Below are 25,084 nucleotides of genomic sequence, written 5' to 3' on the forward strand. Positions count from 1 at the left end.
GGTGTTCGATGAGTAAGATGAATTTAAAACAATTATTATCCGCCAGCGTGCTTGGCTTAATGGTTTGTGCCACCTCCGCTATGGCGAAAGAGGTGGAAGTCGTCAATATTTCCAAAATCGCCGGGATGCCCTGGTTTAACCGTATGGGCGAAGGCGTGACCAACGCCGGGAAAGATTTAGGCATTAACGCCTATCAGGTCGGCCCTTCCAGTACCGATGCCCCGCAGCAGGTCAAAATTATCGAAGACCTGATTGCCAAAAAAGTCTCTGCTATCACTATCGTCCCTAACGATGCCAACGTGCTGGAGCCGGTGTTCAAGAAAGCGCGTGACCAGGGCATTGTGGTGCTGACCAACGAATCCCCGGGGCAGCCGTCCGCTAACTGGGACGTGGAAATCATCGATAACGAAAAATTTGCGGCGGATAACGTAGAAGAAATGGCGAAAGCCATGGGCGGTAAAGGCGGCTATGTGATTTACGTCGGCGGCTTGACCGTGCCTCAGCACAACCTGTGGGCCGATCTGTTCGTTAAATACCAGAAAGAGCATTACCCGGAGATGCACGAAGTCACCACGCGTATGCCGGTGGCGGAAAACATTGACGATGCCCGTCGTACTACCCTCGATTTAATGAAAGCGCACTCTGATTTGAAAGGCGTGATCTCCTTCGGTTCCCAGGGCCCGATCGGTGCCGGTCGCGCGGTGAAAGAGAAACGCGCGCGCGGCAAAGTGTTCGTGTTCGGCATGATGATCCCGTCCCAGGCGGCTTCGCTTATCAAGAGCGGCGACATCACCATGGGCGTGACTTACGACCCGGCCACCGCGGGTTATGCGCTGACGGCGGTTGCCGATAAGGTCATCAAAGGCGAAGAGATCAAGCAGGGTCTCGATATCCCGAAACTGGGTAAAGCCGATGTCGACACCGACAAACGCATTATCAAGTTCCACAACGTGCTGCGCGTTACCAAAGACAATATCGACAGCCTTTATTAATCAGGCCCTTACTCCGGCGCGCTGCCCGCAGACGCGCCGGAGCTGACTGTTTACTTGCTCGCCGGCCGTTTCCACGCCCGGCGATAATTGTCTCTATGAGGTGGTCATGAAGCCTTTTATTTCGCTGGCCAACATCAGCAAAACGTTTTACGGCGTCAAGGCGCTGGATAACGTCGCGCTGACGCTGTTGCCAGGGGAAGTGCATTGCCTGGCCGGACAAAACGGCTGTGGTAAATCGACTCTGATTAAAATCATTTCCGGCGTGTATCAACCCGACCCCGGCGCGCAGATTGAAATCGACGGCGCGCCGGTTTCTCGTCTCTCCCCTGTCGATTCGGTCAAAGCCGGTATCCAGGTGATTTATCAGGATCTGTCGCTATTCCCCAACCTGACGGTAGCCGAAAATATCGCTATTCATCAGTACCATAAAAAATCCTGGGTGAACCAACGCGAGATCCGCGAGATTGCCGAAAGAACGCTGCAAAGCATCGGCGCGACGTTGGATCTGGACGCTACCGTTGAATCGCTACCTATCGCCCAACGCCAGATTGTCGCTATCTGTCGCGCGCTGGCGCAGGACGCCAGGCTGATCATTATGGATGAGCCCACCGCATCGCTGACCATGCAGGAAGTGAAAGGCCTGCTTAAAGTGGTCAACGACCTGAAACAGCGCCAGATTTGCGTGGTATTCGTCAGCCACCGGCTGGTGGAAGTGATGGCGATTTCTGACCGCATCACGGTGCTGAAAGACGGCAAGCTGATCGGCACCTATCCGGCAGCCGAGGTCGACAATAAAAAACTCGCGTTTTTGATGACCGGGTTAGCGTTCTCATATCAGTGCCTGACGCCCCGCGAACAGCTCGGCGAGGTCGCGCTGGAGGTTAAGCACTTAAGCCGCGAAGACGAGTTTTACGACGTCTCGCTGCGGGTGCATAAAGGCGAAATCGTGGCCATTACCGGGCTGTTGGGCGCGGGACGTACCGAACTTTGTATGAGCCTGTTTGGCCTGACGCGCCCGGACCGCGGCGAAATTCTGATCGACGGCCAGCCGGTCAACTTCAAAAGCAACCGTGAAGCCATTGATGCGGGCATTGGTTATGTCTCTGAAGACCGCATGGGTACGGGCCTGGTGATGGCGCAATCCATCAATGACAACATTATCTCTACCGTGCTATCGCGGCTGAAAACAGCATGGCGGCTGCTGGACCGGCGTAAATCCGATGCGGTGGTGGAAGACCTGGTCAAACAGCTCACCATCAAAATCGGCAGCGTTCACCATCCGGTGAATACCCTTTCAGGCGGCAATGCCCAGCGCGTCGCCATCGCCAAGTGGCTGGCGATCAAGCCCAAAGTGCTGATCCTCGACTCGCCTACCGTCGGGGTGGATATCGCCAACAAGGCAGGGATTTACCAGATTATTAACGCGCTGGCCCAGAACGGTATTGCGGTTCTGATGGTTACCGATGAAATCGACGAGGCGTTTTTTAACAGTCACCGCATCCTGGTGATGCGTAAAGGGGAAATGACGGCGGAGTTTTGGCCATCAAAAACCACGGAAGCCGAGTTAGCAGAGGTCGTCAATGGTTAATAAATTCGGCATAAAAAAGCATGAACTCTTTTTGGGGATCACTATCCTCATCATCGGCGGCTACTTGTCGTTCGCCAGCCCCGATTTTATGACACTGGGTAACATTTACGATTTAATCAACAACTACGCCATGCTGACGATTCTGGCCTGCGGTCTGTTTATTGTGTTAATTTCCGGCGGGATTGATATCTCGTTTCCCGCTATGACCATCATCTCGCAGTACGTGATGGTGACGCTGATCCAGAATACCACCGGCAACTTCGCCCTCGCCTTCGCGCTCAGCGGCGGCATAGGCCTGCTGCTGGGGGTGGTAAACGCCATTCTGGTCAACCGGCTTAGCGTCCCGTCGATCATCATTACCATTTCCACGCTGAATATTTTCTATGGCCTGCTGTTGTATCTCACCAAAGGCGTCTGGCTGTACAGCTATCCGGAATGGTTTGAACAGGGGGTGATGCTGTTTAAATTCACCGCTGCCGACGGCTACGATTATGGCCTGAGCCTGCAAATCCTGACGCTGATTGTGGTGGTGGCGCTTACCGGCATCATCATGAATAAAACCAGCATTGGGCGCATGATTTACGCCATGGGCGGCAACCGCGAAGCAGCATCGCGGATGGGTTTTGGCATCTTTAAACTGCAACTGTTCGTGTATGGCTATATGGGGCTGATGTCCGGCGTCGCGGGGGTGGTGCAATCCGCCACCGTGCTGACCGTGGCACCCGACTCGCTGTTGGGTTATGAACTGACGGTACTGGCCGCTGTGGTGCTGGGCGGCACCAGCATTATCGGCGGGCGAGGGACGCTACTCGGCACGCTGCTGGGGGTGATCCTGCTGGCGGTATTGCAAAACGGCCTCAATTTGCTCGGTATCTCTTCTTACTGGCATACGGTTGTCACCGGTCTGGTGATTGTGATCAGTATCAGCACCACCGCGTGGGGCCAGCGTAAAACCCAGGGAGTCGCGCTATGAGCAATCGCAAAATTAAAGATAATGTTGAAATTTACCTGAGCGTGCTGATTGGCGTGACCGTGCTGGCGTTCAGCTTCTTGATCCCGAATGTGTTCTGGTCGGCAGCTAACTTCCAGTCTATCGCCTCGCAAATGCCCATCCTCGGCGTGCTGGCGCTGGCGATGGCGGTCACCATGCTGACCGGCGGGATTAACCTGTCGATTATCGCCACCATGAACGCCTGTGCGCTGATCATGGCATGGGTGGCGACCCACTACCCGCCAGGCGCATTTGCCGTGGTGCTGGTGCTGGTATCCGGTTTTGCCACCGCGCTGGTGATTGGTTTTATCAACGGCATGCTGATTGCCGTGGTGCGTGTTTCGCCCATCCTGGCGACGCTGGGGATTATGACATTACTTAACGGGATTAATATCGTCATTTCTCGCGGTTCGTCGATTACCCACTTCCCGGACTATATTCTGTCGATCAACAGCTCCAGCGTACTGGGTATCCCTACGCCGCTGCTGGTGTTTATTGCCGTGGTCATTGTGTTGTGGATTATCCTTGAGAAATCCGCTTTCGGACGAACCATCTACCTGATTGGCTCCAACGAGCAGGCTAGCCACTATTCCGGGATTAACACCCGTAAGACGCTAATCTGGGTGTATATCCTCTCCTCGGTCCTGTGCGTGATTGCCGGGCTGCTGATGATGTCGAAATTGAACTCGGCGAAAGCCTCGTACGGCGAGTCTTACCTGCTGGTTTCGATTCTGGCGGCGGTGCTGGGCGGGATTAATCCTGACGGCGGATTCGGCAAGGTATTTGGGATGGTGATGGCGCTCATCCTGCTACAAATGCTGGAGAGCGGGCTGAATATCCTCGGGGTGAGCAGTTATATCACCATGGCCCTGTGGGGCGGGCTGCTGCTGGCGTTTATCTTTTTGAAAGGGGTGCATTTTTCTCTGCCTTTTATAAGATCATAACAACTTCCCTTAATGGATTTAAATGGCAAAGGTGTAATAACCTTTGCCATATTCTTAAAATTCCCTTCCAGTATTTTTTAATTAATCATTCATCTAATGAAACATTTTGGAACAAATAACGTTACATACAGAAGTTTATTGTATTTAAAGATACTAAACCATAAGCTTTTCATTCTTACTGTAACAAATGCGCTAATATATGTCGTTATAAATACAACCAAATTCAATCACAGCCACACAAAATTTTAACAATCACTCAAGCAATTATATTTCCCGATTTAATAATAGTTGAATAACTAATAAATAACGAGGATATCATTTTGTTATGAGTGAAATACCCGGAGGCTTAATATTGGCAATTATTTTTCTACAGATATACAATCTCAGCGCGATGTAATCTAAAAATACCCGCATACATGGAGCTATAACACTTTACCTAAGGCTAAAGTTGTTAAGATAATTTAAGGTGAAACTATGGAATGCTTTAAAAGTAAGTTTGCCGCAGTAATAATGCTTAGCGCGTGTGCTGCAAATGGATATGCAGGGGGTCTGAAATCAGACTTGAATATGGGCAAAATACATTTTACCGGAGAAGTCATCGAAGCCGCATGTGAAATTGATGGAGGATCAGATATCAACGTGCCACTTGGCCAGGTTCCTACTGCTCAATTTCAACAAGTAGGCGATCATTCAAAATTGACCGAATTTACAATCGACCTCGTCAACTGCCCAACCAATGATACTGGTATACAAGCTGATCTTACCTTCAGTGGTGTGACAACATTAACTGGCAGTAAGACCTTGCTGGATGTCAGTAAGATTACTACGGATGGCACAACAGCTGCCACGGGAGTAGGCATTGCATTAAGCGTAAAAGATCATGACGATACATTAATTTCATTTGATGGAGCGGAAGATCAGGTTCCCTTAGAACTCATGCCATTAAAGGAAGATACCGTTCAGGTATACCTGAACGCGCGTTATGTGTCCTTTTCTCCGACGGTTACTGCCGGGCCAGCGGATGCCGATCTGAGTCTTAATATCGTTTATAAATAACTCCCTATCTCGTTGTGTATTAAAAGACAGTGTCATTTTATTTTTTAGGAAGTCCAAACGTCATTCACCTGCAATCCTATAACTAGCACCCGTTATTACAGGTTATAATATGAATAAAAGTGCGTTAGCAGTTCTCTGTATCTCTTCTGTATTTATTCAGCACGGGTATGCCGGTGGCATTAACATTGGCCGCACACGTATTATCTATTACGCGGACAAAAAAGAAGTCGCACTACCGATTAAAAATAATCAACAGGATTTGCCTTGGCTGATCCAGTCATGGACCGACACGGGAGATGGTAAGACGCGAGGGCCATTTATTATCACCCCGCCACTGTTTCGTCTTGATCCGCAAAAAGAGCAAAGCTTGCGCATCACATGGAACGGTACCCCACTCCCTGAGGATAAAGAATCACTATTTTATATGAATGTGCGCACTATTCCAGGGACAGATAAAGACAGCAATCAAACCAACGTCCTGAGATTAACCTATAAGACCCGGTTGAAATTGTTCTGGCGTCCGCATGGGCTTGACGGTTCTTCGGATGAAGCGTGTAAAAACCTGCGGTTCAGTCGCAGTGGCACATCATTATCGGTAAGTAATGAGAGTGCTTATCACACGGTGTTAGATAACCTTTCTGTGGGCACAACCCGTATTAAGGACGCCGAAATAATTGCACCTCAATCGACAGCAACATTTTCGCTGCAAGGCAAAACGTCTGGCCAAATAGTCACCTGGAGATGCATTACGGATTACGGAAGCACTTCCAATAAGTTCACTGCAACGCTTCCAATGCAATGAAAGCTCATTCTCTATATCCAAACATCAGCCCGATTACCCTGGTACGCTGCCTGTGCAGTGTGCTAATAGGGTTATCGGGTCACATTTTCGCCAGAGAGTTTTATTTCAATGCGACGGCGCTTGAAGGCGAAAACCTTACGCAGCAGAACGTTGACCTATCTATCTTCTCTAAAAATAATGCACAATTACCGGGGGTTTATAAATCGACGGTGGTGCTTAACCAAAAAAAAATTGACGAAGCGCCCATTGCCTATTTTAACGGCAGTGATGGAAGACTCATTCCTCAGTTAACCAAGTCGATGCTACGGACGTGGGGTATAAAAGTTGATGCAAATGCTGAAATAGCCGCCTTGTCTGATAATCAACCACTCACTAAACCTCTCGGCCATTTTTTCCCATCTGCTAGCACTATCTTTGACTTTAATAACATGACGCTGAATCTCAGTATTCCGCAGGTCAATATTGACAAGGATGCCAGAGACAGTATTGATCCTTCCCGTTGGGATGACGGCGTATCTGTAATGTTTGCCAATTACAGTTATTCTGGATTACAGCGTCAGGAACCTTCTCATCAGACGTCTCAAAGCCACTATCTTAATCTTGATAGCGGCATAAACCTGGGCGGATGGAGGATGCGTAGTTATTCAACCTGGAACCAGTCCGGTGACGATCGGTCATGGCAGGCAATTAATACCTGGATCCAACACGATATAAATACCCTTAAAGCCCAATTTATCGCCGGAGAAAATAGCACTCGTGGCCAAGTGTTCGACAGTATTCAATACAGCGGCATCAATATCGCATCTGATAATCAGATGCTTCCTTACAGTCAGCGCGGTTTCGCCCCAGTAATTCGGGGTATTGCTAACTCGAATGCTGAAATCTCAGTACGACAAAATGGCTATCTCATTTATCAGTCAACCGTTGCGCCAGGTGCATTCGAAATACATGACATTATGTCCACCACTAACAACGGTGATTTAGAGGTCACGATTAAAGAAGCGGATGGCACCGAACGCCACTTTACTCAACCTTATTCAAGTGTGGCCATTATGCAACGGCCTGGACGGATTAATTATGAGCTCACCGCGGGTCGTTATCGCGCCGACAGTAGCCAGCACGATAATGAACCCCTTTTCATTCAGGTAAGTTCAGTATATGGCCTGAATAATCTCGTTACGATGTACGGTGGGGTGACCGGTTCGGAAAATTATCTCTCCTCCAACGTCGGTGCCGGTATTGCACTCGGTAGTTTTGGTTCCCTTTCCGCCGATGTCACATCAGCACGAGCAACTCTTGACAATGAAAAACAGAGCACAGGTCAATCATGGCGTCTTGTTTATTCAGGTTCGATTGAAACGACAGATACGTCATATTCTCTGGCGAGCTATCGCTACTCTACTCGCGGATACTATAGTTTTGCGGATGCAAACCGGAAATATGACAGCGATGATGAAATCGATTGGTCCTTCCAATACAACAAACGCAACAGAATTCAGGCTAATCTCAGTCAAACTGTTTTAGGTAGTAGCCTGTACCTTAATGGTTATCAGCAGGATTATTGGGATACCGAAAATAAAGAGTACGGGCTTGCGGTAGGACTAAGCAGCGTTGTCTCAGGCATTAGCTATCATCTTGACTATAGCTACAGCAAAACCAGCAATGACCAAAATGACAGGGTTATTTCCTTTGGATTGAGCATACCGCTAAGCAAGTGGTTGCCGGGTGGTTCCGTCATTTTTTCCACTAGCGCAAGCAAAGACGGGTATACCAGCCAGAATGTGGATCTTACGGGTTCAATGCTTGACGATCACCGTTTAAGTTACTCGCTACGTAAAGGATTCACTAACCATGATGGTGAAGACAATAGCAGTATTTATGGCAGTTATCGTTCGCAATACGCCAATATGAATGCAGGTTATTACTATGCCTCGGATCACTCCCAACAGTTTAGTTATGGAATTAGCGGTGCGATTGTTGCTCACCCTCAAGGCATTACGCTTGCGCAACCGCTAGGCGATGAATTTGCAATCGTCAATGCCAATGGTGCCTCTGGCGTGCGCTTTATGAATCAGCGCGGTGTGCAAACTGACTTGTTTGGTAACGCGATTATTCCTTCCCTTGAGGCATACCAGGAAAATACTATCAATGTTGATACAACGACATTGCCAGAGGATGTGGATACCAATGACACAGCATTAACGGTGGTCCCCAGTCGTAATGCGGCCGTCGCTGCTCATATTGATGCTCACGTTGGCTACCGTGCGTTAATAATGCTAACACGACCTCAAGGCCAAACCGTACCGTTTGGTGCAATGGCGACCGTTGATCTTCAACCGCAAAGTGGAATTGTTGATGACACGGGCATGTTATATCTCGCGGGCATAGCCGATAACACACCGATAACCGTACAATGGGGTAGTTCAGCAAATCAGCAATGCCACGCCATCATTACTTTTTCCCCACAAAAACAAGCACGTAGTCTGAATGGTATTCGTAATACGACTGCGCTTTGTCTATCGGAAACCCAGCAATGATAATTAAACCTTCTAAATGCAAATTAGTGAATTCTACATTCTTAAAGGTTGCACTATTAGTTTTTGCACAGGTGCTTTCATTTTCGGCCCTTTCCGCAGCGGGAGTTATTCCTGCTTGCTTTTCTCATCCCGAATCTTATACCGCAAATGGAGATCATGAATTAACTAATGATGAAAATATTGCAGGTAAAATACTCAATTACTCCGGACATATAGTTGCCAGCGGCGCGGAATTAGAAGCAAATTGTGATTGCTCCCAGGCTACGCTAACCAAGTCATCTACGGTATATGAAACCAGTTTTGCTGGTAGCCCATTACTGGCAGGTAGCGAGGAAGGTTACGGCTATTTAAACGATTACATGGATATTGATGTTACAGCTTACACTGATGCCATTGATCATCAGGATGGCGCAGGTTTGCCCGGTATGACAATAAATGTTTATCCCACCCCTGTTTCAGCACGGGAAACTAAATACAATTCTGTCGCCAATTCAGAGCAGAAAGCCAGCGTGTGTCGTGATGGAACTCGACCTTCTGGTGCCACGGATACTAAAAGGCGATTTAAATGGAATGTGATGGCATTTACTCTAAAAGTAAAAAAAACAATTGTGGGCGAGGTAGTTATTCCCCCTATTGTGGTTGTTCAGAATTACAGTTGCCTGTCATTTGGTTCATCCTCGCCGTGCACACGCGACATGGGCGAACATGTTTCCGATATCTACCTAAGCGGCACACTTTCTGCCCCGTTGAGCTGCACGATTAATGCAGGTAGCACGATTGAAGTAAGCCTGGGGGTAATAGCAGCTAAACAATTTTCCGGCAAAGGACAAAAACCTTCTGGGTATTCGCCGCAGAAGGTGGATATTTCTTACCATTGTGACAATGACCCGCTACGTAGCAGCAGCGATACCGTAAAAATGACCCTGACGGCAGATCAGGGTGTGGCTTCGGGTAGTAAAGGATTAATTGCAAAAATGGTGGACCGTAACGATATAGGCGTACGGATGTTTTATGCAGACGACAAAGATGTCACGCTCGACGGTTCAGTAGATATTCCTGTAGTCATTGACCAGGATGGGAACGGACATGTTGCTATGACCGCCACGCCGGTCAGTACAACCGATCAAACGCCAACAGCTGGAAAGTTTGAAGGGTATATCACAGTGAAAATGGACTTACGTTAGTAGCAGGTTAAGGCGGCATTCGTTGTCTATTTTTATTTATCGGCTGGAGCCTGAAAATTCCTACTCCTGTTAAGTGAAGGACGCCCCTTCCCCGCCTGTTGCCGTACTCCGGCAACAGGCGGTTTCACATCAAAACCCTAAGCTGTCCAGCAAGTCATCGACCTGATCCTGGCTCGCCACCACGCCCGCTTTAGTGGTATCCACCTGCGGGCCGTTGAGCAGGCTGTCGTTTTCACGTTTCGCACGGGTTCCCGGTTCCGGCATATTTTCCAGCAGCACCATCAGCAACTGCCGTTCAATTTCCTGAATCACGTCCATCATGCGTTTGATCACCTGACCGGTCAGATCCTGGAAATCCTGCGCCATCATAATTTCCAGTAACTGGGCGTTGGTGTAACTGGTATGCCCCGGCACATCAGACAGATACTGACGGGTGTCGGTCACCAGCTCGCGGGCGTCGCTCAGTTCGATAGGATTTTCAAACCAGTCGTCCCAGCGTTTGCTCAACGCTTTTGCGCCCTTCTCCAGCTCTTCCTGGTGCGGCTGAGACGCCTCAACGCTGTTCAGCGCGCGCTCCGCCGCCTGGGCGGTCATTTGCACTACATAATCGAGACGATCGCGGGCATCCGGGATCGCTTCCGCGGCTTCGGCAATCGCCTGATCCAGCCCCAGCTCACGCAGGCTATCGCGCAGCATGCGCGTTAAGCTGCCTATGCGGGCGATAATATCGGCGGCGGAATGTTCTTCACTGGGTTTTATTGCAGGTTGCAGCATCAGGAGCTCCTTACATTCCGAGTTTCTCGAAGATTTTGTTCAGTTTCTCTTCCAGAGTCGCCGCCGTGAACGGTTTCACCACGTAGCCGCTGGCCCCCGCCTGCGCTGCCGCAATGATGTTCTCTTTCTTGGCTTCCGCCGTCACCATCAGCACCGGCATCGCTGCCATTGCGCCGTCGGCGCGGATAGTTTTCAGCAATTCCAGACCATCCATGTTCGGCATGTTCCAGTCGGAGATCACAAAACCAAACCCGCCCGCCTGCAGTTTATTCAGCGCATCAACGCCGTCTTCTGCTTCTTCTACGTTATTAAAGCCCAGTTCTTTCAGAAGGTTGCGCACAATGCGACGCATGGTGGAAAAGTCATCCACAACCAGAAACTTCAGCTCTTTATCCGCCATCAAAATACTCCTTAATTAAATACGTATTGCCTGTCCGGCACTGATTTTCGCCAGCATCTGCTGGCTGACCTGGCTTAGATCGACGACTTCGCTGACGCCACCCATATTGATGGCCTCGCGCGGCATGCCGAACACCACACAACTTGCTTCGTTCTGGGCGATGTTCCAGGCACCCGCCTGATGCATCGCCAACATTCCCGCCGCACCGTCGTTGCCCATCCCGGTGAGGATCACCCCAACCGCGTTGCGCCCCGCATATTTGGCGACGGAATGAAACAGCACATCCACAGCCGGACGATGGCGGTTCACCGCCGGGCCGTCGTGAATTTTAATTTGATAGTTCGCCCCGCTGCGCGACAGTTCCATATGACGATCGCCCGGCGCGATATAGGCATGGCCTGGCAAAACACGTTCACCGTCTTCGGCTTCCTTCACGCTGATCTGGCATAGCTTATTCAGGCGTTCGGCGAAAGAACGGGTGAATCCGGGTGGCATATGCTGGGTAATCAGCACCGCTGGGGAGGAGAGCGGCAGCGGTTGCAGCACGTGGCGGATCGCCTCAGTGCCGCCGGTGGACGCGCCGATAACAATCAGTTTTTCGGAACTGAGCATCGGGCCAGCTTTCAGCGTCGCGGGCACCGCCTGCTGGGCGCGGGTCGCGACTTGTGCGCGCGCCGCGGTGCGTACTTTCTCGGCGATCATTTCGCTGTACGCCAGCATTCCTTCACGGATGCCCAACTGCGGTTTGGTGACAAAATCCACTGCGCCCAACTCCAGGGCGCGCAGGGTCACCTCCGAGCCTTTGCCGGTCAGGGAAGAGACCATCACCACCGGCATCGGCCGCAGGCGCATCAGTTTTTCCAGAAAATCCAGCCCATCCATGCGCGGCATTTCCACATCCAGCGTCAGCACATCAGGGTTGTATTTTTTGATTAAATCCCGGGCCACTAAGGGGTCGGGCGCCGTCGCCACCATTTCCATATCGCTGTGACTGTTGATGATTTCCGTCATGATTTGACGCATCAACGCCGAGTCATCTACAGACAGCACCTTGATTTTACTCATTGTCTTTCCTTACTCAGCGCGTAAACCGTCTGGCCACGGAGCCAGAAATCGCGGCTGAGATTACTGAAATTCTCTGAATGCCCGGCGAACAATAACCCCCCAGGTTTGAGTAACGGCACAAAACGCTTGAGGATCGCCTGCTGTGTTTCTTTATCGAAATAAATCATCACGTTGCGGCAAAAGATTGCGTCAAACGGGCCGGGTACGTTGTACTGCTTATCCAACAAATTCATAGCAGCGAACTCAACGGCGTTGCCGAGTTCGCTGCGCACCCGCACCAGCCCTTCATGGGGACCGGTGCCGCGCATAAAGTAGCGTTGCAACTGCTGTGGAGAGAGGGTCTTAAGCTCCTCCTGGCGGTAAATGGCGCTTTGCGCCTTTTGCAGCACTTCGGTGTCGATGTCACTGGCGAACACGTTAAAACGCCCCGGGGCGATGCCCAGCGCGTCAGCGAGCGTGATGGCGATGGAGTACGGTTCCTCCCCCGTCGAGGCGGCGGCGCTCCATACCCGGTACTCCCCGCTGCGTTTTCGCGCGTGTTCGGCCAGCACCGGAAAATGGTGCGCCTCGCGGAAAAAAGCCGTCAGGTTGGTGGTCAATGAGTTAACAAAAGCCTGCCATTCTGCGCTGTTCGGGTTCGCTTCCAGCATACTCAGATAGCGACCAAAATCGTCGAGACCCAGGGTACGTAACCGGCGAACCAGCCGGTTATAAACCATGTCCCTTTTATGCTCAGCCAATACAATCCCGGCGCGCTGATAAATCAGTTGGCATATCCGACGAAAATGCGCGTCGGATAGCGCGAGGCGCTGGGTCATCTGAAACAGTAATGACGTTTGCCCATTGGGCAGTGATGATGTCATAGCGCCTTCTTTACATGGATTCAGGTTAAAACCGGCACCCGTTGCGGGGTGACTGCCACTTCATTGTCTTCCTGGACAATACTTTCAAGATTAAATGCCGATACCAGCGTGGTGAGACGCTCGGCCTGACCGGACAGCGAATCGGTCGCGGCAGCGGCTTCTTCGACTAACGCGGCGTTTTGCTGCGTCACCTGATCCATTTGGCTTACCGCCTGTGCAACCTGCTCAATGCCGCGGCGCTGCTCATCGGATGCCGAGGCGATCTCCCCCATGATGTCGTTGACCTGGGTAACCGAACGAACGATTTCCGACATGGTATTGGCGGCGGTATCCACCAGCTGCGAGCCCTGCTGCACCCGGGATACCGATTCGTCGATCAACACTTTTATTTCTTTCGCCGCCTGGGCGCTGCGGCTGGCCAGGTTGCGGACTTCCCCGGCAACCACCGCGAATCCGCGGCCCTGTTCGCCTGCGCGTGCTGCTTCTACTGCCGCGTTCAGCGCCAGAATATTGGTCTGGAACGCGATACCGTCGATCACGCTGGTGATGTCGCTGATTTTCTGCGAACTGACTTCAATGCCACGCATGGTGCTGGCGACGTTGCCCGCCTGCTCGCCGCCTTTTTTCGCGGTTTGCGCCGCATCGCGCGCCAGCTGCGAGGCCTGGCGGGCGTTGTCGGCGTTCTGGCCGACAGTGGCGGTCAGTTGCTCCATACTGGCGGCCGTTTCGGCCAGCGACGCCGCCTGCTGCTCGGTACGCGCCGACAGGTCGTTATTCCCGGCGGCAATTTCGCCAATGCCGGTATGCATTTCATGGCTACCCTGGCGCACTTGCCCCAGCGTGTCGCGCAGACGCGTTTGCATTGATTTCAGCGTTTCGAAGATCAATGAAATCTCATTACGGCCATAGACCTCAATGGTGCGCGCCAGATTACCTTCGGCGATGCTGTCAAAGTGGCTGCGCACGATCGCCAGCGGGGTCACTACCAGCGCGCGTACCCACCACAGCGAGCCCAGCAGCAGGACCAGGGCTGAAAGCGTGCCGACGGCAAAAATCAGCCCGGAGATCCGCAGGTTTAGCTGGCTGTCGTCGCTCGCCTGCTTAACGAACAGGCTGATATGCTGCTGCCATGCGTCATAACTGGCATCAAACGCCTTTTGCGACTGCTGTACCGGAGCGGTCAGGAAATCAGAAATCTGGTTGCTTTCCAGCCACGTCGCCTGATGCTCAATGTCATCGCGCCAGGTTTTAAAACTCTGCGCAGTTGAGGCTTTCATCGCCTCGCCGTCCGCCGTCAGCGACTCAATCGCCATAAACTGCTCAAACAGCGCATCCGCCTGCCTGAGGCTGGTACGCGCCGTGGTCATCAGCGCTTTGATATCCTCCGGCGGATAGCTCAGCGCCGTCAGGGTGCCCGCACGGTTCAGCGAGGTGCCTGCTTCCAGCAGTTCGGCGCGGGTTTGGGTCAGGGTGTCGCGCTGGTAATTACTGGCTTCAACCATTTTCAGGTTCTGGTTGTCATCACGGAACGCCCAGAATGACAGGCCGTTACTGCTGATCTGCAATACGCCGCAGAGGATCATCAATAACATCAAACTGGTCGAGATACGGATACGGTTAAACATTCACTCTCCCACATGGCAACATTGCCGATTCAATCCCGTCATACTTCAAGTTGCCGCATTGTTGGGTATGCTCCCCCGTTCCTGGTCCCTTCTCCCTGTCGCCCATACAACCGCTCAAATTACTCAGGGTGGTTATTAAAATGTTTCCCAGTTGTCGTCCTGGCCGCCAGCGAGCGCCTTACGGGAGGTCAACGCCGGTGCGCCGCCCCCGGGGATTTCGTCGCGGGCAGGGTGCGAGTTCTGGTGTGTTGTTGGTTGTGTGTGTATACGAAAAGCGGAAACGGCCTGGGTCAGCAGACTGGCCTGTTCTTCCAGCGCCACGGCGGCGGCGGCGGATTGCTCCACCAGCGAGGCGTTCTGCTGGGTGACGCGGTCCATTTCGGAGACCGCCAGCGCCACCTGGTCGATGCCGCGGCTCTGTTCATCCGACGCCGAGGCGATTTCACCCATGATGTCGGTAACGCGGGTCACGGCGTTGACGATGTCCTGCATGGTGTCGCCCGCGCTTTCCACCAGCACCGAGCCGGTATCCACGCGCGCCACGGAATCGTCAATCAGCGCTTTAATTTCTTTTGCCGCCTGGGCACTGCGGCTGGCGAGGTTACGCACTTCCCCGGCAACCACCGCGAATCCACGCCCCTGCTCGCCCGCCCGCGCTGCTTCTACAGCGGCGTTCAGCGCCAGAATGTTGGTCTGGAAAGCGATGCCGTCGATCACGCTGGTGATGTCGGCGATTTTCTTCGAACTGGCGGCAATGTCGTGCATGGTATTGACCACGCCGTCCACCACTTTGCCGCCGCGCCCGGCGGTTTCCGAGGCGCTCTGCGCCAGCAGCGAGGCCTGGCGAGCGTTTTCGGCGTTCTGTTTCACCGTGGCGGTTAACTGCTCCATGCTGGCGGCGGTTTCTTCCAGCGAGGCCGCCTGCTGTTCAGTGCGTGAAGAGAGGTCGTTGTTCCCGGCGGCGATTTCGCTGGTGCCGGTATAGATAGCGTCAGAGCCTTCGCGCACGCTGGTCACGGTGTCGATCAGCTCCTGCTGCATATGCTGGACGCTGGAGGCCAGCGCGGTGATTTCGTTACGCCCGGTGATGTTCAGCTTCGGCGTCAGATCGCCGCTGGCGATTTTACGGATATGGCTAATCACCTGGCTCAGCGGGTTCAGCAAGGCGGTACGGATCCCGAACCACACCAGCACAATCACCACCAGCAGGGCAATGCCCAGCGCGCCCAGTTGCCACAGCGCCAGACGGTAATCCGCTTTGCTACTCTCATACGCGGCCTGGTAAAGTTCGATATTCAGCGCTTCGTACGTTTTGATTGCTTTATCGAGCGCGTTTTGTTTTCCCTGGGTGGCCTGGGCGAAATAGGCGTCCATATTGCCGGTTTCAAGAAACTGCACCAGTTCGGTCAGCGCACCGTTGTAATCGTTGTAGGCTTTTTCCACATCGCTGATGGCGTTAGTCATGGCGGGTAAAGCGACATGGCTTTGCTGGAAGGCGGCGAAATGCTCCTGGGCGCTTTTCAGCGAGGCTTTGGCGCTGTTGAGTAAATCTGTTTTAGCGCTGCTTTGTTGGATGGTCGGCGTCATCAACATGCGCGCCGATGAGCGGCTCAGGTTGATGCGGGTTTGCAGCATCATTTCCCACGCCTCGTTTAACTCCCCCTGCTGGATCCGCAGTTCATGCGAGATGCCAAACGTCTCTTGGTTCTCTTTCACCGAGGTGAAGAACAGGCCGCCGGAAATCAGTTGCAGCAGAGCAAATACCACCAAAACAACCATTAACAGGGTGACGACACGAATACGGTTCAGCATACAGATAACGCCTTCTCAGCAGGTCTACTGTCGCTGTTATCGGCACCTTAGCGGGGAACTTTATTGCACAATTTCAATTGGCACGCCTGATGCCACAGCTCGGATGGCGTATCACTCATCCTTCAGGGCCTCCAGCGTCAGTTGATTGTTTCCGGCCTCAATGACCCTCGCCTTATCCGGATCGAGATCGTCCCGGCTCAGTACCACCCGCCAGGTGTTATTTTCCTGGTCCGGCGACATAAACATCCCCGCTACCGCCACATACTGCGTCTTCGCCTCCATCGGCATATCGATCGTTACCGCCCCGCCCGGCTGCAGGCGAATGTCTTTCTCTGCCACCAGGTCCGCTTTGATGGCCTGACTGTCCGCCCTGAACAGTGACGGGTAGTCCGTGGTATCAAAGGTCTTCCTGTCTTTGAGCTGATAGACCCGCACAACCGTAGACAACGCAGCACCGCTGGCATTGTTGTTAACGGCCTCACGGGCCCGGATATCCAGATGTACGGTCTTTATCTGCTTATAAAAAATCGATTTGGTCACAGCAACGGTGCCGTCTGTAATGCTCTGGGTCAGCCCACAGCCTGCAAGCATCAGGGTGATGCCTGCGACCAGTGTAGCCAGGTGAAATTTACCAGCGATAATCGCCATCTTCATCGGTCTCCCTGCGGTGAATTTGTTCCTGAACGCGCGCATAGCGGCCCAGATTAATGGTGATGATTTTCGGGTGTGTCAGGGTATTTGACGGGTTCAGCGGACGCATCACGGCGGTGCGCCCCAGTTGTACCGCCCCCACACGGGGCTGGCTGTGCATCGTGGCATCCGGAAGCAGACTGCGGTCCACGCGCAACTGCAGCCGCACGTCGAGACGTGACCCGAGATAGACATTCAGCAGAGCCATTAAATCCGTGTGAAGCTCTCCTCCGGGCAACCAGCCCTGCACTTCTTCCGTGTTTGTAGTAGTCAGCCTCATCAGTACCTGACTGTTCACATCGGTGCCATAGCTCCCCATCACCGGTCGCCTGGTCAGGGTGACAGGGTGGCGCACGCTTATTGTCAGCGGTTTTTTCAGCGGAACGCGTCGCTTATCGTGGTGCCAGATTTTCGCCTGCGTCCCCGGCGCCAGCAAACGCACCAGCGAGGCCATCCCTTCTGCGGTTCGTCCCGGAAGTATCATTACCGGCAACAGCGCCAGAAAGCGTGAGGCAGGTGCGGCGATACTGTCCGTACAGCCGTCAATCCCCAGCCGCGCCAGCCCCAGCAGATACTGCGATACCTTGTCCTTGCCACCCGCTTCGAAGCTTGCCGGATACGAATATTTGCGCCAGATGCGGTAGTACTGGGCAATCAACCGATGGTTGAAGATATCGAGAAATTCAGCGGTCGCCTCATACCCTTCCCGCCGCTGGCTGATGTCATCGATATAGGGCGTGGGCAGCGGCGACTCGACGCCGTAAAGCCCCATAAAAGTGATGCGCACCGTGGGCGACAAGTGGGGATATTCCGGCGGCTCAAGCGCTTTCATTTCCGAAGCGGGAAACCCCATCCCCGGATGGGGCCGAAAGCGCACCGGTTCATGACGCATCTGCCAGGTGCTGCCGATCACTGGCTTATCCGGCTGGCTCTGCTCCAGTAGCTGGCAGAAGCGGTAAAAGTTGATATACGGCAGCCGGTCGCCCAGCGCCTCCATCAGCCTGGCAGGCGCGGACTGTAATTCTCTTTCCACCGGATACATTTTCCTTCTGGCTGAACAATGAGCGTGAGCTGGTTAAACTGGTTCATATCGGCATAGAGACCAAAGAACCGGTTAAGCATTTCGCCAAACAGGTGAATATCCCCCTCCCCTGTGAAGCCGTTACTGTCGAGGGTGACTTCGATATCCAGCCCCCGCAGCAGATACCCCTGCTCAAAACGCTGAAGGCGGTGATGCGCGACATGCTGAATGGCCTCCAGGCGGCGGGTATTGAGTTCATCTTCCTGCCAGTTATAGAGTGCCAGCGTTCCGCGCAGTACTTCGGCGGTACTCATCATATTGAGGAAGCCGGAGCCGAGATGGCTGAGCACCCGCCAGTGAAAACGGTCTTCGGCAGGGGGGTAGACCGGCAGCGTCGGCTTACAGAGATTTCTTACCGTTAACTGTGTTTGTACCACCTGCTCACAACGGTCAAGCAGCGTGCTCTGAAGCGCGCGGCGCGGTAACTGGCCGTTGGTGCCGGTGATTTGCAGCGAGACGGCTTCACGTTCAAATAACCGGTCATCTTCCCACTGGTGACCGCCCAGAATAAGCCAGGTGTCATACAGCCCGGTCACGCTGCGTTTTACGCGGGTGTGGTAGTAACGTGGTGGGGCATTACGGCGCATCATTCCGCCTTTATGACGGAAGCTACTGAACGGCACGTACTCCGCATCACGGGTCCGGTTTGAGCCAGTGACCGAATCCACGGAATAAATCTCGGTGTGTCCGTCCTGTAGCCTTTTCGGTCGCAGTAAATATTCGCTTTCAAGACCGGTGATGGTGAGCGGATCTGCTTCCAGCGTGAACAGGTTAACCACCGGCACGCAGTGGAGGCGTACTGCGTCATCGGTCACCGGCAGGTCTGACGGCCACAGGGCGTTGAAAACCACTTCAATGTCGAAATACGCAGCACCTGGCGGGGGCGTGATACCGTCAAGGCCATTCAGGTGAACAAACAAAAACTTGTCCCGGAAGGTGAAGTATTCCAGCAGCAGTTGATAACCGCTGAACGCCGTGTCGCCTTTTGGCCACAGCCCCTCCTCTTCACCGAACCCACCCGGGGAGAAAAATCCGTCGAGCCGGATACGGTCGGCCTGGCCGGGTAAATGCATGTACAGCGCTGCCTGCCGTTTCGTCAGCATCAGGTGCAGTTGACTGCTGACCAGGGGTTCAGCCCCGAGATACAGGTTCAGGTGGCTCAGGTCAGCATGAGACCAGTCTGCCTGCGTGCTGCAGGCAAAACGGACTCGCAACAACGAGCGGCCATCTGGTTCGGTGGTCATGGTGACGCCCGAGACACTGAGAGGATTGAGCATGACATCCCGGGTAGTGCGATAGCGGCAGACTGTATTCTTCGGCCCTACCGGGCGGGAGTAAACTTCAAGACCAGCGGGTATCACTTCCGCCATTTTTACGGCCTGAAGCGCGGGCGTAAACGCCACCACGGAGAGCGACGGAATCGTACGCAGATAATGCGGCCAGAGCATACTGACCAACCCTTCGGTGAGTTCCGGCAGGTCATCATCAATTTTTTCACGCAGCCGCCCCATCGAGAAAGCAAAACCTTCAAACAGGCGTTCAACATACGGGTCGGGTATACCCGTCTTATCCAGGTCCAGCATCGCAGCCCGGTCCGGGTGGGTCTGGGCAAACTCTTTCGCGGCTTCACGCAGGTAGCGCAATTCTGCGTCATAATAACGCAGGGTTAAATCGTCCATAAAAATAGAATTCCTGGAGAAATTAGTTCATCACATCAGCAACCGGATCTGACGGTGCCACACCGGTCGTGCTGAAAAGCGTCTCCGGCAGACGGAAATTGCGCAGTTTCAGCAGTACCAGCGGCCCTTCTCCGGCTTCGGTTCGCAGGGTGTAATTTAGGATACGTCCGTCCTGCGCTTCCCAGCTCAGGCTGTAACTGCTGCTGACCCCCGGATAAGCACTGACTGCCGCTTTATCAAGCAGGCGTATCCAGCCCCAGGCACCGGGGATATCCGCATACTGGCGGGTACCCGCCTGCGTGCTTATCCAGCTCAGGTTAGCGCCAGGCGCCTCGGTATCCGCAGGCCACGTAAAGCGCTTCCACGTCGGCAACTGGTTTACGTAGATCAGTTTCTGATTGTCAATAATCATGTCAGTCTGCATCACGCCAGCGGCGGTGCCCGGACGCAACTCAAAATTCATACCGGCATTACCTTCGGTGAAGGCCACATCCGAGATATGACTCAGGGTGTTGATGGCATTGAGAAAGGCCGGGTTAAAAGCCAGCCCCTGCGCGTTAATGCTGTCCGGTACCCAGTGGCTGCCTTCCCGGTGTAACACCCCTTTGAGACGGGTCTGGAGAAACTGCGCGATACGCCCGGAATCGGCGTTAAGGTATCTGGCGAGCAATGGCAGGGAAACATCGCTGCTGCTGTCGCTGAACGGATAGCGACCACCAAACGCGCTGTTCCACTCGCTGACCACAGCCTGCTGCCACTGAGTATTAAGGCTCTCTGCCGCCGGGGTCAGTACCTGCTGCCAGGCCTGCTCCATAGGGTTCACGAATACCGTCTGACCAAAACCGCTCCACTCCTGGCCGAGGCCGGCGGCAATCAGGCTGCCATAATCGCGGGTTTCGGTCAGATCGACCGCCTTGCCCTGAAATACCGTCTGGGCAATGGTCTGGGTCATGGCCTGCGGATCTGCGGCATTGGTCACCTGCTGGAGACGCAATCGCACCTGCGTCACCCGGGTCAGATAAGACTGCAGGCTCTGAGCCCCGGTTCCGGTGCGGCTCTTGTCCATCAGCGCCAGCACCGGGCCAAAGGTCGCGTCCAGCGGACCCTGTACTCCGGCACTCTGGTCAATTGCATCCTTGTCGTCACTGCCCAGCAGATTTTTCGCTGATTTCACCAGTGAATCTGAAATCGCTTCGCCTGTCTGTCCGGTGCGCCCCTGCACGTTCAGGGTGTTCATCAGCGCCACCAGAGGCGACTGGCGTACGTCAGCCATCAGGGTCAACTGGTCAATGGAATCTGACAACGTGGCGGCCCGGTTCCAGCGCAGGCTGTTGAGAAACTCCAGCCACGCACCACCAAAGTCCGCAAAGTAGCGCTCCGTCAGGCGCTTTTTCAGCGCTTCCGGCGAGGTTTCATCCGGGTTTTTCGCCAGCGCTTTGCTGTCAGTGAGTACCCAGTCGAGCTCGTCACGGCGTGCCTTTACCACTTTCTCAATGGCTGGCTGCACCGCCTGCTCCCATGCCTGGCGGGTAAACATCCCCGGCACGATTTCGGGGGTGCTGAACAGGCGGGACCCATCGGTATCACCCGTCATGTCTTCCAGGCGCATATCGACATACAGGTGTGCGACCTGAGAGAGCATCTTCTGGTACAGGGTTGATTCACTGTTGCGCACCCCCATCAGGCGAACCAGCAGGGAGCGCGCCTGGCTGACCATGCTCTCATCCGCTGGCAGACGCCACTGTGGATGCGCTGCCAGTTGCGCGCCATAGAATGACAGCAGTGACGGGGCCATACCCTGCCAGACACCGTCTTTCACGCCGTCACGCGCCGGCCACTCACGCAACAGGGCCGTGCTGAACCAGGCGGCGTCCATATGTTCCGGGCGGGCCAGCATCAGGTAAAGCCTGAGCTGGTTATAAGTGCTTTTTGCCCGCTGCTCACGCAGCGGACTGCCTGGTGGCAGCGCATTAAAGGCATTCAGCTGCGCGCGCAGATGGTCAGCAGCGGCATCACGCAGCAGAGGCTGGGCGCTGTCCTGATAACGTGGCCAGAGTGCGGCAAGCAGTGCGTCATTCTGGCTCAGCCCGGCCTGCTCGTACCACGGCACGCCGTGCTCTGAGCGGTACTGTAGGCGGGCAAGGGTTTTTTGAAGTTCAGACAGGGCGTAAAGACGCTGTTCCGGCGGCAGGCTCTGCCGGGCGGCCAGCGCGGCCTGCGCATTCGCGCCGTTAATCTGGTTGCGGTTGGTTACCCAGGAGAGTCCCATCCAGGCGGCCCATGCCACCATAGAAAGCGCGACAACAAACGCCATCACTTTGCGCCACGCCATACCCGGCCTGCGTGGACGCAGTCCAGCCGGAAGCGTTCGGAAAGAGTCAGGCAGCACATCCCAGCGCGTGTCCATGCCCCAGTGATGCTGTACCGCGCGCTCAGCACCGGCAGAGGGCTGACTGAACACCACACCGGCCAGCGGCAGCGGGCGGTACGGATTGAGCATCACCGACAGCGGCGCGGTCACGCTCTCCGGTTCACGGATGAGCTGGTCGGCCAGCGCCAGTAAGAAATTCTGTTTTACATCACCACAGGTCTGCTGCAGGCCCTGCGAGGTGAGCATTGGCGTCAGGGCAGCGAGCTGTTGAGCCAGCCCCCCGGTGCGGCAGCCCGCAGGCAAAAGACAGCCTGTCGCCTGCACGATACGCCCTTCCGGCTTACCGGCGCGCGGATGCAGGGACCAGACGTACAGCGGGAGTTTCCAGCCCAGCGCATCCATCCGGCTGCTGATGGCATGAGACAGGGAATCCATGGTGCTTTCGGAAGGAACCGGTAGCGGCGGCTCCAGACCGGGTACAGACAACTGGTCAAAGGCCGAGGTGACCCATACCAGGCCATCCACCGGACGGCGGCGCAGTTTACGCAGCGCGGTGAGCCAGGCGCTTTCTGCTGGTGAGTTGAGATCGCCGCCCCAAAGCAGCAGCGTGCCGCGATCCTCCTGCCAGAGCTGGTCGGTGAGGCCAGGGGTCAGTTGCTCCACCTCGGAGGCAGTGCCGGTTATCAAAAGAATGCGCGTTTTACGGCTCCAGCGACGGCCGTAGAGATTGCGCATGGCTTCACGGATGGTGTCGACGGTAACGCTGCGTGGTGCGGTCTGCTTGACGCGACCTTCATCAGCAGGAAGAACATTCTTTCGCTTAGCCTGAAAACGATGCCAGCCCTGCCTGGTGACAAGGCTAATTGTTTTACCATGACGAAGCATTAGTAACAGCAATAACGCACCGGCAAGCACCTGGCTTTTCGTGAGCGTAGTGTGCAGCCCAATCTGGTCGCCAAAGTGCCATATTAACCAGGTAATCCCCCCTGCAATAAGGGCGGAGAACCCCATCCTGCCCCACCCTCCACGCCATGACGAATTACCTGTTGCCATTATTTATGTTCCCTGTTTGCACTGTATTGATAAATTTCTGCTCGCCATCTGTAGAAAGCATCAGACAGTCTGCTTTTTGTATATTCACGATATCGCTGGCTACTGCAGCCATTATCCATGGAGAAAAGGGGCCGCTAAGCCCGGCATATTTTTCCAGCCACTGGAGCTGTTCAGGCTTCCAAAGAACGCCATAATCTTGTGTCACAGCGAGCAAATTAGAAAATGCATTACCCCATTCCACTTTGTCGCCAACAATACTGGCAGTTGCACAGGCCTGAGTTTGTGTCGAGAAAAACATATCCAGTGATTTTTCTGAAATCGCCATATCAAGTGCCATTGGACGCAAAAAACGGGCGTTAAAAGAGAGCTTATATTTTGTTGCAACATCATCTGAGGTCAACAGCAGGACAGCCAGCGCATCACTGTACGCGTCCCGTCCCTGTGTCTGGTGAATCAGGATTAAATCTACATCCAGCGTCGGTGATTTAATTCGCTCATCAAGTGAGAGGAAGGTCTTTGATGTAAGAATGGTCAACTGTGGAACAGAACGATCCAGAATGGCTACCTGCCAGGCATGTGCAAATGCATCCTGCAATACCAGAAGGTCATCGTGAGAATCTGTCATCAGCGTGACGGCAGGAATTAAACCTGAAGGCAACTTTGCCAGAACTGGACTTAATCCTGACAGCAAAACAGAAAAGTGGGTCTCATGGCCATGCAGAGAAATTCGTTGTGTTAGAGATGTGTTTTGCTCCAGCGTTGGCGGGGCTGTTAAAAAATTTTGAGGTGTCAGATTTGCAGGCAGCATTACACCGCTGTGTAACACTGTGATATTGCGTCCAGACCATTCCATCCACTGTTGTTGCGCGTAATCTGCCTCATTTGCTTCAAATTCGTGTCTGTCAAATGCATGGTTATAGAGCCAACCTCGCAAACACAGAAAGAAAAACCACATTACTGCCGGGCCTGCGGTGACAGCCCAAAGATTAAATGTTTGAAATGGCCCTGCGAGTTTATTGGCATGTAGGACAAACAACAGAACGCAGCCGACCAGCGCGAAAACACCCAGCATCATCCACAGGATGAACGAAGGTTCTTCAGGCTTCATCGATATTGTTGATTTCTGACGCTCCCAGCTCATTACTTATCCTATTACGCAATCCGGCGCACTGGAGATCACCTGACAACCGCATTCACAATGACAGCCATCCACAACCACTGCTTTACCATCAGAGGTCCACTCGGGCGATCCTTCAATAATAGTATTAATGCCATGGTCAACTATTGGGCATCTGACATTATCGCCAACGAGGGCCACCTTTTTGCCATTTACAACCATTGTTGAAGAGGCAGAAATAACCTGGCCGCCATGCGTGGTTTTATCACCAAGCAATACAAAGCCTTTAGACATACGAATCTCCATTTTTTGATTTCCGCATATTCATTTCTTTATGCAGGTAAAAACATTATTTCTCTATATTAATTTCTTTTAACTTATCACACGCATTCGAATCACCTTCGGAGCAGATTTTTTGGAATAGTGGAATGGTCTTACTTTTATTTACAGCTATCGCTTT

20 protein-coding genes are annotated in these 25,084 nt (G+C 53.5%); 8 read left to right on the top strand and 12 right to left on the bottom strand.

Annotation, left to right across the window (positions count from 1 at the left end; translation table 11 throughout):
- Positions 1-59 precede the first annotated feature (59 nt).
- The 8 genes from RT120_RS11530 to RT120_RS11565 all read left to right on the top strand — a co-directional run bounded on the left by RT120_RS11530 (position 60) and on the right by RT120_RS11565 (position 10,094).
- Positions 60-992: an autoinducer 2 ABC transporter substrate-binding protein gene (locus tag RT120_RS11530; protein ID WP_376739496.1), complete on the top strand. Its 933-nt coding sequence runs from the start codon at positions 60-62 to the stop codon at positions 990-992.
- 106 nt (positions 993-1,098) lie between these two features.
- Complete coding sequence (locus RT120_RS11535) at positions 1,099-2,580, top strand: sugar ABC transporter ATP-binding protein (protein WP_312982745.1); 1,482 nt, start codon at positions 1,099-1,101, stop codon at positions 2,578-2,580.
- Entirely contained in the window at positions 2,573-3,553 is a 981-nt protein-coding gene (locus tag RT120_RS11540) for an ABC transporter permease (protein WP_312982746.1), read from the top strand. Before RT120_RS11535 ends, RT120_RS11540 begins: the two co-directional genes overlap by 8 nt.
- The gene (locus tag RT120_RS11545) at positions 3,550-4,515 is read left to right on the top strand and encodes an ABC transporter permease (protein ID WP_312982748.1); all 966 of its coding nucleotides are present in this window, start codon (positions 3,550-3,552) and stop codon (positions 4,513-4,515) included. Before RT120_RS11540 ends, RT120_RS11545 begins: the two co-directional genes overlap by 4 nt.
- Before the next feature lie 474 nt (positions 4,516-4,989).
- Positions 4,990-5,571: a fimbrial protein gene (locus RT120_RS11550; protein WP_312982750.1), complete on the top strand. Its 582-nt coding sequence runs from the start codon at positions 4,990-4,992 to the stop codon at positions 5,569-5,571.
- Between the two features lie 109 nt (positions 5,572-5,680).
- On the top strand, positions 5,681-6,373 hold the full coding sequence (locus RT120_RS11555; RefSeq protein ID WP_312982751.1) for a molecular chaperone: 693 nt from the start codon (positions 5,681-5,683) through the stop codon (positions 6,371-6,373).
- A complete protein-coding gene (locus RT120_RS11560; protein WP_312982752.1) occupies positions 6,370-8,910 on the top strand; it encodes a fimbria/pilus outer membrane usher protein in 2,541 nt (846 codons plus the stop codon). Before RT120_RS11555 ends, RT120_RS11560 begins: the two co-directional genes overlap by 4 nt.
- Entirely contained in the window at positions 8,907-10,094 is a 1,188-nt protein-coding gene (locus tag RT120_RS11565) for a fimbrial protein (protein ID WP_312982754.1), read from the top strand. The genes RT120_RS11560 and RT120_RS11565 overlap by 4 nt, the downstream gene beginning before the upstream one ends.
- Before the next feature lie 129 nt (positions 10,095-10,223).
- On the opposite strand, the gene cheZ is transcribed toward RT120_RS11565, so the two are convergent.
- The 12 genes from cheZ to RT120_RS11625 form a co-directional block, all read right to left on the bottom strand.
- A complete protein-coding gene (gene cheZ, locus RT120_RS11570; protein WP_312982755.1) occupies positions 10,224-10,868 on the bottom strand; it encodes a protein phosphatase CheZ in 645 nt (214 codons plus the stop codon).
- A 10-nt stretch (positions 10,869-10,878) separates the two neighbouring features.
- Positions 10,879-11,268: a chemotaxis response regulator CheY gene (gene cheY / locus RT120_RS11575; protein WP_024552273.1), complete on the bottom strand. Its 390-nt coding sequence runs from the start codon at positions 11,266-11,268 to the stop codon at positions 10,879-10,881.
- A 15-nt stretch (positions 11,269-11,283) separates the two neighbouring features.
- A complete protein-coding gene (locus RT120_RS11580) occupies positions 11,284-12,333 on the bottom strand; it encodes a chemotaxis response regulator protein-glutamate methylesterase (protein ID WP_312982757.1) in 1,050 nt (349 codons plus the stop codon).
- A complete protein-coding gene (cheR, locus tag RT120_RS11585; RefSeq protein ID WP_312982759.1) occupies positions 12,330-13,196 on the bottom strand; it encodes a protein-glutamate O-methyltransferase CheR in 867 nt (288 codons plus the stop codon). The genes RT120_RS11580 and cheR overlap by 4 nt, the downstream gene beginning before the upstream one ends.
- A gap of 20 nt (positions 13,197-13,216) precedes the next feature.
- Positions 13,217-14,821: a methyl-accepting chemotaxis protein gene (locus tag RT120_RS11590; RefSeq protein ID WP_312982761.1), complete on the bottom strand. Its 1,605-nt coding sequence runs from the start codon at positions 14,819-14,821 to the stop codon at positions 13,217-13,219.
- Positions 14,822-14,956: 135 nt separating this feature from the next.
- Positions 14,957-16,633, bottom strand: coding sequence for a methyl-accepting chemotaxis protein II (gene tar, locus RT120_RS11595; protein ID WP_312982763.1), 1,677 nt, complete (start codon positions 16,631-16,633; stop codon positions 14,957-14,959).
- A 111-nt stretch (positions 16,634-16,744) separates the two neighbouring features.
- Positions 16,745-17,281 (bottom strand): type VI secretion system lipoprotein TssJ, encoded by a 537-nt coding sequence (gene tssJ / locus RT120_RS11600; RefSeq protein ID WP_312982764.1) that lies wholly within the window; start codon positions 17,279-17,281, stop codon positions 16,745-16,747.
- On the bottom strand, positions 17,262-18,365 hold the full coding sequence (tssG, locus tag RT120_RS11605; protein ID WP_312982766.1) for a type VI secretion system baseplate subunit TssG: 1,104 nt from the start codon (positions 18,363-18,365) through the stop codon (positions 17,262-17,264). The genes tssJ and tssG overlap by 20 nt, the downstream gene beginning before the upstream one ends.
- The gene (gene tssF, locus RT120_RS11610) at positions 18,320-20,083 is read right to left on the bottom strand and encodes a type VI secretion system baseplate subunit TssF (protein WP_312982768.1); all 1,764 of its coding nucleotides are present in this window, start codon (positions 20,081-20,083) and stop codon (positions 18,320-18,322) included. The genes tssG and tssF overlap by 46 nt, the downstream gene beginning before the upstream one ends.
- Before the next feature lie 22 nt (positions 20,084-20,105).
- Positions 20,106-23,507 (bottom strand): ImcF-related family protein, encoded by a 3,402-nt coding sequence (locus RT120_RS11615; RefSeq protein WP_312982770.1) that lies wholly within the window; start codon positions 23,505-23,507, stop codon positions 20,106-20,108.
- Positions 23,494-24,648 carry a hypothetical protein gene (locus tag RT120_RS11620; RefSeq protein WP_312982772.1) on the bottom strand — a complete coding sequence of 385 codons (1,155 nt, stop codon included), beginning with the start codon at positions 24,646-24,648 and terminating at the stop codon, positions 23,494-23,496. The genes RT120_RS11615 and RT120_RS11620 overlap by 14 nt, the downstream gene beginning before the upstream one ends.
- A gap of 3 nt (positions 24,649-24,651) precedes the next feature.
- Entirely contained in the window at positions 24,652-24,918 is a 267-nt protein-coding gene (locus RT120_RS11625; protein ID WP_312982773.1) for a PAAR domain-containing protein, read from the bottom strand.
- Positions 24,919-25,084 lie beyond the last annotated feature (166 nt).

The sequence above is a fragment of the Atlantibacter sp. genome (assembly GCF_032062175.1).
In the GTDB taxonomy this organism is placed as follows: Bacteria; Pseudomonadota; Gammaproteobacteria; order Enterobacterales; family Enterobacteriaceae; genus Atlantibacter.

Bases quoted from the DNA above. Each gene is read 5' to 3' on its own strand.
- RT120_RS11620 (WP_312982772.1), bottom strand. From the start codon at position 24,648: ATGAGCTGGGAGCGTCAGAAATCAACAATATCGATGAAGCCTGAAGAA.
- RT120_RS11590 (WP_312982761.1), bottom strand. From the start codon at position 14,821: ATGTTTAACCGTATCCGTATCTCGACCAGTTTGATGTTATTGATGATC.
- tssG (WP_312982766.1), bottom strand. From the start codon at position 18,365: ATGTATCCGGTGGAAAGAGAATTACAGTCCGCGCCTGCCAGGCTGATG.
- RT120_RS11555 (WP_312982751.1), top strand. From the start codon at position 5,681: ATGAATAAAAGTGCGTTAGCAGTTCTCTGTATCTCTTCTGTATTTATT.
- RT120_RS11535 (WP_312982745.1), top strand. From the start codon at position 1,099: ATGAAGCCTTTTATTTCGCTGGCCAACATCAGCAAAACGTTTTACGGC.
- RT120_RS11545 (WP_312982748.1), top strand. From the start codon at position 3,550: ATGAGCAATCGCAAAATTAAAGATAATGTTGAAATTTACCTGAGCGTG.
- RT120_RS11580 (WP_312982757.1), bottom strand. From the start codon at position 12,333: ATGAGTAAAATCAAGGTGCTGTCTGTAGATGACTCGGCGTTGATGCGT.
- tssF (WP_312982768.1), bottom strand. From the start codon at position 20,083: ATGGACGATTTAACCCTGCGTTATTATGACGCAGAATTGCGCTACCTG.
- RT120_RS11625 (WP_312982773.1), bottom strand. From the start codon at position 24,918: ATGTCTAAAGGCTTTGTATTGCTTGGTGATAAAACCACGCATGGCGGC.
- RT120_RS11565 (WP_312982754.1), top strand. From the start codon at position 8,907: ATGATAATTAAACCTTCTAAATGCAAATTAGTGAATTCTACATTCTTA.
- tar (WP_312982763.1), bottom strand. From the start codon at position 16,633: ATGCTGAACCGTATTCGTGTCGTCACCCTGTTAATGGTTGTTTTGGTG.
- RT120_RS11615 (WP_312982770.1), bottom strand. From the start codon at position 23,507: ATGGCAACAGGTAATTCGTCATGGCGTGGAGGGTGGGGCAGGATGGGG.
- RT120_RS11530 (WP_376739496.1), top strand. From the start codon at position 60: ATGGTTTGTGCCACCTCCGCTATGGCGAAAGAGGTGGAAGTCGTCAAT.
- cheY (WP_024552273.1), bottom strand. From the start codon at position 11,268: ATGGCGGATAAAGAGCTGAAGTTTCTGGTTGTGGATGACTTTTCCACC.
- RT120_RS11540 (WP_312982746.1), top strand. From the start codon at position 2,573: ATGGTTAATAAATTCGGCATAAAAAAGCATGAACTCTTTTTGGGGATC.
- RT120_RS11550 (WP_312982750.1), top strand. From the start codon at position 4,990: ATGGAATGCTTTAAAAGTAAGTTTGCCGCAGTAATAATGCTTAGCGCG.
- tssJ (WP_312982764.1), bottom strand. From the start codon at position 17,281: ATGGCGATTATCGCTGGTAAATTTCACCTGGCTACACTGGTCGCAGGC.
- cheR (WP_312982759.1), bottom strand. From the start codon at position 13,196: ATGACATCATCACTGCCCAATGGGCAAACGTCATTACTGTTTCAGATG.
- RT120_RS11560 (WP_312982752.1), top strand. From the start codon at position 6,370: ATGAAAGCTCATTCTCTATATCCAAACATCAGCCCGATTACCCTGGTA.
- cheZ (WP_312982755.1), bottom strand. From the start codon at position 10,868: ATGCTGCAACCTGCAATAAAACCCAGTGAAGAACATTCCGCCGCCGAT.